Below are 9178 nucleotides of genomic sequence, written 5' to 3'. Positions count from 1 at the left end.
ATGGAGCTTGAGTTTAAAGATGCCCGCTACTTCTGACTATGTCAAGATCTGGCGAGAGAGTGCTTGGCACTTAGGTTTAAGTTTAGCTGGTCTGAGTTATCTATTATTGTGTGTCAACTATAGTGCCTACGACATTAACCCAGATAGTTACCTGAGAGCATGGGGTCTGTTGTGGCTAATCACTCCATTATCTCTGACTGGATTAGCACGTGGTTATCGCAGTTGGCAACCCCCTCAAGACAAGTTTGTAATCCAGTTGAGTGTAGTTGCTGTCATCTTATCCCAATTGCTGATCCTAGGAATACCAGGAATGCGGTTAATCAGTTTAGCGTCCGCTACAGCACTGATGTTGGTTAACACCCGCTATTTAAAGCAATTAACATCAGCAGCAATTACCGTAGGATGCGGCATCAGCTTAATCGGATTCTTGCTTTGGGATGGCATCCCTAGCTTTCCCCAACCGTCCGGACAAGATTGGTGGGTTGTTGGAGCGATCGCTATTTTAACCTTATGGTTATCGCGAAGCTGGTTACTTCGTGTTAGCAAGATACAGGATAACCAATCACAATTTAAAACTTCAAATCAACAAACCAACCTTCAAAAAGCCAACCTTCAACAAACTAACCTTCAACAAACTAACCTTCAACAAACTAACCTTCAACAAACTAACCTTCAACAAACTAACCTCCCAAAACTGTATGCACAAGCAATGGATGGGTGGGCGATCGCACTGTTTATTTTTCAGCTAATTCTGCTGACTTGTTATTCTCTGATAGTCTACATTGGGTTTGGGTCACCAACATGGTTTATGCTCATCGTAAATGCAGTGACCTTAGGAGCGATCGCGTATCGCAGTTTTCCTTATCCATCCAACTGGGCTATTTATGGGATTGGTTGGAGTGTAGAACTGTTAACTACAGAAGCCCTGGGCTTATTAGACCATCCACTGATCAATTTAGCCGTTGCCAATACAGTATTAGGACTAATTGCTCAACTTTTAGGAGATTGGTGGCGACGCCGATCTAATCTCGACAAAATACCTAGTAGCTGGCATATTATTCCACTACTATACGGTAGCTTAGGACCGGTCTTAAGTTGGGGAACCTTTACCAATTGGACAGGTTTATTGTCTTTTGCCCTAGCAATAATTGCCATTGGGGTAGGGCGTCGCCGTGCAGAATTTAAACCTCTAATTTACCTTGCGCTATTTGGAGTATCGGTTTCTGCCTATCAACTGTTGTTATATCAATTATCCCAATTAGGAGGAGGAGCAAAAGGGGATGGATTGATTATAATGGCCGTGCTTGGCACTAGTATCATGTACGCCTATCGGGTATTGTCTCCTTGGCTGAAAGGATATCTACATTTTACCCCCAAAGAACTAAAGGTTATTTCCGATCTCCATTGGGTATGGAGTAGTTGTTTGTTGATAGCAGCAACAACTGAACCCATTGAATCCGCCATGATGCTGGGATTTAGTACTGGCGCGTTTTTAGTTATCTATGCTATTTCTCAAGGACGGAATCGGTTTAATCGCCAGCTTGGAGAAATCTGGGTTTATTTAGGTTTTGCTGAAGCATGGGGGATGCGGCTGTATTGGATAAATACCCCTGTGGCGCGTCTGTTATCCGGACCATTAGTGCCTTGGAAAGGTGCGATCGCATCCTTAGTCGCTTACTTTCTGTATTTCCTACCTTGGGAAAATTGGGGTTGGTCAAAACGTCCTTGGCAAATCGCTGCTTTCTTAATCCCCTTGATTGCCATTGCAGAAAATCCCTATAGCGGTAATTTAGCTAGTTTGGTGATTATCGCAGCTTTCTATATTATTCTCGCTATTGTTAATCAGCAAATTCGGTTTACCTTTATCAGTGTAGTAGTAATTGACTGGATGTTGCTCCGTTGGTTTGGACAACTACACTTAACTGCTGCTCTTTGGTATGTTCTCCCCTTGAGTTTATCCTTACTCTATATTGCCCAAGTCGATCCCTATCTAAGTGAACCCCCCCAAAAACAAATACGTCACAATCTCCGGTTAATCGGGACTAGTATTATTTGTTTAGTTTCCTTTTGGACTGCTCAATGGCTTGGGTTATTAACTGGGGGAATTAGTGTAGTGCTAATTTTTGCTGGATTAGCGATGAAAGTAAGAGCATTTATTTATGTTGGGACTGGAACATTTTTAATTAATGCGATCTACCAACTACTGATTTTTAGCTTTGATTATCCATTTTCTAAATGGGTGGTAGCGCTGTTTGTGGGAATTGGGTTTATCTGGATTGCCGCTACCTTTGAAACTCGCCGTGATCAGATTACAGCTTGGATGAATCAATTCCAAAGTTGGGAATAGGTTTAATTGAAGCTATCAGCTATCAGCTATCAGCTATCAGCTATCAGCTATCAGCTATCAGCTATCAGCTTTAGTCCCAATCTTGCATTTCCAAATAGATCATAAAAACCAATGCTGATTGATCGTAAACCAAACAATCTTCCCATCAAGACAATGCTAAATAGGGAGACAGCAATGCTATCTCCCTATGTAAAACTAGGATTTAAAACAATGCTTTAAAAAACTCTAGTTAGGCATCATTTAAAGCAGCAATTCCAGGTAAAACCTTGCCTTCGAGTAACTCAAGGCTGGCACCACCACCGGTGGAAATGTGGCTCATTTGGTCAGCAACACCAACTTTTTCGACGGCAGCTACTGAGTCACCACCACCAATGATGGTAGATGCACCTGTCTTGGTCAGCTCAGCCATAGAGTTTGCGATCGCTTCTGTCCCCTTAGCGAACTGATCAAACTCAAACACTCCCATCGGACCATTCCAGATTACAGTTTTGCAATCTGCCAAAGCCTCCTGAAACACCTTCACAGAATCTGGACCAATATCCAAACCCATCCAGCCATCAGGAATAGCTTCAATACTGACAGTCTGGGAATTAGCATCAGGGGCAAAATTATCTGCGATGACCACATCGGTGGGCAACAGCAATTCTACACCGCGCTCTTTTGCCTTAGCTTCTAGAGATTTCGCCAAATCCAGCTTATCGTCTTCCACCAGGGACTTACCCACACTCATACCACGGGCCTTGTAGAAGGTAAAAATCATCCCACCGCCAATTAGCAGTTTATCGACCTTTTCGAGTAGAGTGTCAATCACCCCAATCTTACTGGACACCTTAGAGCCACCAATAATTGCAGCTAGAGGCTTTTCCGGATTTTCTACAGCGTTTTGTAAATACTGCAGTTCCTTCTCAATCAAGTACCCAGCTACAGAAGGACTCAGGTAATGGGTGACTCCCTCAGTAGAGGCATGAGCCCGGTGGGCTGTGCCAAAAGCATCATTGACATACAAATCAGCAAGGGATGCCAACTGTTTGGTGAATTCTGGGTCATTCTTTTCCTCTCCAGCGTGGAAGCGGAGATTTTCCAGTAAAGCCACCTGACCATTTTCCAAAGCACCAACTTGGGCAGCCACCTCGTCTCCAACACAGTCTTTACACATGGTCACTGGTTGACCCAGCAGTTCTGAAAGACGCTCAGCAACGGGGGTTAGACGCAAGCTTTCCTTCACTTGTCCCTTGGGTCGTCCCAAGTGGCTACACAGGATTACCTTTGCCCCTTTCTTAAGTAAATCTTGAACAGTGGGTAAAGCAGCACGAATGCGAGTATCATCGGTGATGGTGCCATTGTCATCCAGGGGTACATTCAGGTCTGCTCTGACCAATACCGTTTTTCCGGCTAAATCTGATTCACTTAAATTGGCTACACTTTTCTTGGACACAGTATTAATCTCCTAATTGCTATTGCCTGCTAATCCCTGACTATCAGCCGTGTTGCCGGATGATTTGACCTCAGAGAGTTCGCTGTACATTAACTGGTAAGTCACCAGCTGAATGACCAGGACAAAAGGTATTCTTTTGTTAAGACCGTTCACATTTTACCGGAGTCCGGATCCTGGAGGAAATCTGTGATATGTTCAATACCGTTGTATTTCCAATTGACTCAAGTCGAGAAAGCCGTGAAGCTGCTGAGGTTGTTGGGAACATAGTGAAAAAGTACAGCAGCAATCTATATCTGCTGTCAGTGGTTGAAAAACCTGACCCTGGCCAGGCTACAGCAGCTGCTCCCGAGGCAATGACATCCCCTGAGGCAGTAAAAGAACTGCTTAACGGTGCCAAAGCATTATTTGCTCAGGAAGGCATTGAAGCCAAAACCGTGGAGCGGGAAGGAAAGCCTGCCTTCGTGATCTGCGATGTGGCTGACGAAATTGGGGCAAATTTAATTGTGATGGGCTCTCGGGGGCCAGGCTTGACAGAGGAAGGTATACCTAATAGCGTGGCCGATCGAGTGATTAATTTGTCCCCTTGCCCAGTATTGATTGTCCCATAAGTTGTGCTTAGTCATTGGTTCACTAAAATTGCTTGCCCGTTAATTGTCAATTGTCAATGGTCAATTTTCAATTAACGAATGACCAATGACTAATGACCAATGACTAATGGCTAATGACTAATGACTAATGGCTAATGACTAATGACAATCCAGTGGTATCCCGGACACATTGCCAAAGCCGAGCGAGAACTCAAGGAACAGTTGAAGCGAGTGGATGTGGTATTAGAGGTGCGGGATGCTCGGATTCCCCTCTCGACCAATCATCCTCAAACCGACCAGTGGGTGGGTAATAAAACTCGGGTGTTAGTGATCAACCGGGTGGATATGATTGACCCAAGGATGCGCCAACTTTGGGAATCGTGGTTTCAAAAGCAAGGGGATATCCCCTATTTCACTAATGCTCAACAGGGTAAGGGTATCCGCGCTGTGGCTAAAGCAGCCCAGACAGCTGGGGAGGAAATCAATCGACGTAGGCGCTCACGGGGAATGCGACCTCGTCCTGTCCGAGCTGTGGTAATTGGATTTCCCAATGTCGGTAAATCTGCTTTAATTAATCGACTTTTGGGACGTCGTGTGGTAGAGAGTGCTCGTCGTCCCGGTGTGACACGCCAATTGCGTTGGATACGTATTTCTGACCAACTTGAACTACTTGATGCTCCTGGTGTTATTCCTGCCAAGTTAAACAATCAGCAGCAGGCGCTCAAGTTAGCTATCTGTGATGACATTGGTGAAGCATCTTACGACAACCAACGGGTAGCAACAGCACTGGTTGCATTCCTGAAAGATTTAGATAAGATGAAGGAGTACACTCTTTTATTAAAGTCTTCTTTAGAAAAGCGGTACCAACTAGACCCAAACCCATTGACCGCTGAAGATTACTTACATGGTTTAGCCGACTATCGCTATCAGGGAAACATCGAACGTACAGCGCGGCAACTATTGGGGGATTTTCGTAAGGGTTTACTCGGAGCAATTGCATTGGAAGTACCACCAGAAGTACTACCCTAAGTACCACCAATGTAATTGCTTAGCATCTACAGCATCTACACAAGTACAATTACAAGCGCGATTCTACTAGTGAGTACTAGCTAGTGAGCGTCGCACAGAGCGAGTAGCACAGCGGGAGTCGTAGAGCGCGAGCCTAAGTTCCCTGTGGATATCTTTTTCTATAAATCTGATAATTATAGTCTGATTGAACCAATATTGTCAATATTTATTGAAAAATCAAGATCAGAACTTAAGCCAGGAAGGGACTTGAGGAGCTAACCCTAACTTAAGACAGATGACTTGAGCTAATTAGCGTAACCAACTTCAGTAATATTGCCGAGGGAAAAGTTTTTCAATCAGTCCTATAATCAATATTGAGCACCGAAACAGCTGATGCAGGGCTTACGCAAGAACTCTACAGGTGGTGTTAACAGTTACCCTTTAACCCATACAGGTAGTGTGTCGATGGCTGAATTGCGTAAGCTCTGTTTACCTGTATTAATATATACTGCTATAAGCATCAATATTTCTTAACAAGAGTTTGTATTTGTTTAAATTTGAAGGTTGGCAGGTTGAAGGTTGGCAGGTTGAAGGTTGAAGGTTGAAGGTTGAAGGTTGAAGGTTGAAGGTTGAAGGTTGAAGGTTGAAGGTTGAAGGTTGAAGGTTGTCTTGATTAGGCTTCTTGTCAATGTATTGTCTTGATGCAAAGCGCGAGTGGGGGAAACCCTCTCATTAAGGCGCTGCATTGCTTTCGTGATAGTGTTTTTCTCAATTATTCTGTGCTGATCGGAAGTTCCCGGATCTGAAGTTACCGACAAATGCGGCAAAGTCTATTGTGCCATTTGTTCCAAAATTATCCTAAAATCAGCCAAGATACCAGGCAAATTCTCTGGATTCAGCACAGGGACATGAACAAAGATACAAGAAGTATTGAGGTGATGCTCTCCAAGATACTTCAACACTTCGTAATAGAGTCCTTCGCAGACAAATTTACCAGCATCATGGCTAATCTCACATCCACTCAAGGCAGCTATTAGTTGCTCTAAGTTCACTGGGGTTTGAAGGCAGGCATCTTCACGAGTAGCACAGGATTCCACAGTTAATTTGTGCCGCTTACTCGCCATTCCACAACAAATAATCCCATCGGGTTGTATTTGATCAATTGTGGCAATTACCTGAGCACTAGCTTCGGCAATATCGACGGGCAACTGTCTTAGAAAAGTCAGGGAAGCAGATAAATCATTGGTTTGAGCAATTTTCCCTAATAAATCATCAGAGGAGTTAGATACCTGATCGGGTAACCAGGTTTGAAAGGATGTCAAGAGGATTTTTTTGTTCATCCAACAGAACCAATTAGAATAAAAAGAGCTTCAATAGTTCAATGTAAGGGAAAGCAGGTTAATGCCAGTAATTGCGGTTGTAGACTACGACATGGGGAACCTGCACTCTGCCTGTAAAGGGTTACAGAAAGCTGGTGCAACTACCAAAGTGACAGATTTAGCAGCAGATATAGAACAGGCGGATGCGGTGGTACTACCGGGAGTGGGGGCGTTTGACCCAGCGATACAACATTTGCGATCGCGTAACCTGGAGCAACCGATTAAACAAGCCATTGCCAGCGGTAAACCCTTTTTAGGTATTTGTCTAGGTTTACAAATTCTGTTTGAGGCAAGTGAAGAAGGCACAGAACCTGGATTAGGGATTGTGCCTGGGACAGTGCGGCGCTTTCGTCGAGAACCAAGTATTACGATTCCCCATATGGGTTGGAACCAGCTAGAGTTTACTCAACCGGATTGTACCCTTTGGCAGCATTTATCAGGCAATCCGCGAGTCTATTTTGTCCATTCTTATTATGTTGACCCAGTTGACCCTATGATTCGAGCCGCAACTACTACTCATGGGAGTCAAACCGTGACGGCTGCGATCGCTTACAATAATGTCGTAGCAGTACAGTTTCACCCGGAAAAGTCTTCTACTACAGGACTGCAAATTTTGTCTAATTTCGTGGCTCAGGTCAAGAGTTACTGCCATGATCGTACACTTGTCACCAAAGCCTGAAAATTATTCTTATTCTAAAATTATGCTACTACTACTGATGTAATCAGCACGCTCCCCACTGTCCTGTGTTTGGATGAGAATTTACGGCAATCGCCAACTGAAAACTTTGCCAGGACAAATTACCCGCCCGACACCAGCACGGGTGCGGGAGGCAGTATTTAATATTTGGCAAGGCAGTGTAGGGAATTGCCGATGGCTGGATTTATGTGCTGGTAGTGGTTCAATGGGGGCTGAGGCTCTGTGTCGGGGAGCTGCTTTGGTGGTAGGGATTGACAAATGGGCAAAAGCTTGTTCAATTATTCGTCAGAACTGGCAACAGATGGCTCAGCCGCAGCAAGAATTTCGGGTGTTGCAAGGGGATGTGGTCAGGCGATTGAAAACCTTGGCTCCTCAGCAGTTTGACCACATTTATTTTGACCCCCCCTACGCTAGTGATTTGTACCAGCCAGTGTTAGATGCGATCGCTCAATACCAGCTCCTCGACACCCATGGTGAGTTAGCTGTTGAGCATAGCTCTAACTACTGGCAACCAAAACCAATCCCCAATTTAGAAATTTGTCGCCAGAAGGTCTATGGCAATACTGCCTTGACCTTCTATTGCCCATTGGTTTAGGTCAGGGGTTTGGTAATGGTCAGTGGTTGATCAGCTCTGGGAAGGAAAAACTAACCCCCAAGTTGATTACCCCGTTGGTATTGCATATAGGCAGCAAAAAACAGTCCCAATAGAGTAACAGGTATTAAGCCAAGGACAATCCCAACAAGCAACGGTTCTACCACACTAAGTCTCCTAATTAAGTTTTTTTACCTGTTTCTCATATTACTAGCTCTGATCAACCTTAGGGTGCTGCTGGTGGTGAAACAGTTATTTATCAACCATCCTGAGTTCCATGGGTTGAGATTGCTCAGTCACACTCAGGAGGTTCTGACCTCATGACCTAAGCCCTGACTTGGGTTGAATACTTTTACCTATATCCCAGCTTATATACCAAAATGTATACCATCGATCTATTCCGCTAGTATCAGGTATATGGTTAAGACATAGTGTAGCATATAATACAAATACACGACAAGATCTTGATTAATGACTCCATAAATTTTAAGCTATGTTTATAAACAAAAATAATACTTAGTCTAAGTATTTACTTATCATTGCTTAACACAACTTAATCAATGGTTCAGTTTTATCGAGATTACAAGCGCTTTATTGATAGTCAACTTGACAGGAGACCCATTGGAAAACCAGCTTGTCCAACCTAGAGTTCTAGTGCGGCGAGTCACCTTGATAGTACTAGTCGCTTTGCTTGCTATAAGTCTTAGCCTGATCGGAATTCCCATGATGCAGGATTGGGATCCTTATGTACAAAAGGTTTTGTCCCTCAACGGTGATCCAGTCCGAGGTGATGCCATTTTTCAAATCAACTGTGCCGGGTGTCATGGAGCCAAAGGGGATGGTCATGTAGGACCAAGTCTAGTGAGTATCTCTAAGAGAAAGTCTGACGTGAGTCTGATTCAGCAAGTGATTAGTGGTAGAACACCACCAATGCCTAAGTTTCAACCTCAAACTAGAGATATGGCAGACCTGTTGAGTTACCTGGAACAATTGTAACTAAAGGTTGAAGGTTGAAGGTTGAAGGTTGAAGGTTGAAGGTTGAAGGTTGAAGGTTGAAGGTTGAAGGTTGAAGGTTGAAGGTTGAAGGTTGAAGGTTGAAGGTTGAAGGTTGAAGGTTGAAGGTTGAAGGTTGA

At 44.0% G+C, this 9178-nt stretch carries 10 protein-coding genes; 6 read left to right on the top strand and 4 right to left on the bottom strand.

The genetic code is table 11. The features are described 5' to 3' along the window. A partial coding sequence (locus F6K20_RS12590) for a pentapeptide repeat-containing protein (protein WP_287294868.1) occupies window positions 1–2347 on the top strand: 2347 nt, incomplete at its 5' end. Window positions 2348–2576: 229 nt separating this feature from the next. Here F6K20_RS12590 and F6K20_RS12585 read toward each other — a convergent pair. Next, the gene (locus F6K20_RS12585; protein ID WP_008189591.1) at window positions 2577–3782 is read right to left on the bottom strand and encodes a phosphoglycerate kinase; all 1206 of its coding nucleotides are present in this window, start codon (window positions 3780–3782) and stop codon (window positions 2577–2579) included. A gap of 191 nt (window positions 3783–3973) precedes the next feature. On the opposite strand from F6K20_RS12585, the gene F6K20_RS12580 reads away from it, so the two are divergent. Together F6K20_RS12580 and ylqF are read left to right on the top strand one after the other, a co-directional pair. Next, a complete protein-coding gene (locus F6K20_RS12580; protein WP_008189589.1) occupies window positions 3974–4390 on the top strand; it encodes a universal stress protein in 417 nt (138 codons plus the stop codon). Between the two features lie 141 nt (window positions 4391–4531). Further along, window positions 4532–5398, top strand: coding sequence for a ribosome biogenesis GTPase YlqF (gene ylqF / locus F6K20_RS12575; protein ID WP_008189588.1), 867 nt, complete (start codon window positions 4532–4534; stop codon window positions 5396–5398). Window positions 5399–5928: 530 nt separating this feature from the next. Here the strand turns inward: ylqF and F6K20_RS12570 are convergent. After that, on the bottom strand, window positions 5929–6123 hold the full coding sequence (locus tag F6K20_RS12570) for a hypothetical protein (protein ID WP_287294866.1): 195 nt from the start codon (window positions 6121–6123) through the stop codon (window positions 5929–5931). 84 nt (window positions 6124–6207) lie between these two features. Continuing rightward, complete coding sequence (locus tag F6K20_RS12565; RefSeq protein WP_008189586.1) at window positions 6208–6717, bottom strand: pyroglutamyl-peptidase I family protein; 510 nt, start codon at window positions 6715–6717, stop codon at window positions 6208–6210. Between the two features lie 61 nt (window positions 6718–6778). Here F6K20_RS12565 and hisH point away from each other — a divergent pair, with 61 nt between their 5' ends. Together hisH and rsmD are read left to right on the top strand one after the other, a co-directional pair. Then, window positions 6779–7435 (top strand): imidazole glycerol phosphate synthase subunit HisH, encoded by a 657-nt coding sequence (gene hisH, locus F6K20_RS12560; protein WP_008189584.1) that lies wholly within the window; start codon window positions 6779–6781, stop codon window positions 7433–7435. Between the two features lie 73 nt (window positions 7436–7508). Beyond that, entirely contained in the window at window positions 7509–8048 is a 540-nt protein-coding gene (gene rsmD / locus F6K20_RS12555; RefSeq protein WP_008189583.1) for a 16S rRNA (guanine(966)-N(2))-methyltransferase RsmD, read from the top strand. Between the two features lie 50 nt (window positions 8049–8098). Here the strand turns inward: rsmD and petG are convergent, their stop codons facing one another. After that, a complete protein-coding gene (gene petG / locus F6K20_RS12550) occupies window positions 8099–8212 on the bottom strand; it encodes a cytochrome b6-f complex subunit V (RefSeq protein WP_070395274.1) in 114 nt (37 codons plus the stop codon). Between the two features lie 454 nt (window positions 8213–8666). On the opposite strand from petG, the gene F6K20_RS12545 reads away from it, so the two are divergent. Then, window positions 8667–9041, top strand: coding sequence for a c-type cytochrome (locus F6K20_RS12545; protein ID WP_044495179.1), 375 nt, complete (start codon window positions 8667–8669; stop codon window positions 9039–9041). Window positions 9042–9178: the final 137 nt, after the last annotated feature.

Source organism: Moorena sp. SIO2C4, assembly GCF_010672485.1.
Lineage (GTDB): Bacteria > Cyanobacteriota > Cyanobacteriia > Cyanobacteriales > Coleofasciculaceae > Moorena > Moorena producens.
This window is presented reverse-complemented; position numbering and strand designations above follow the sequence as displayed.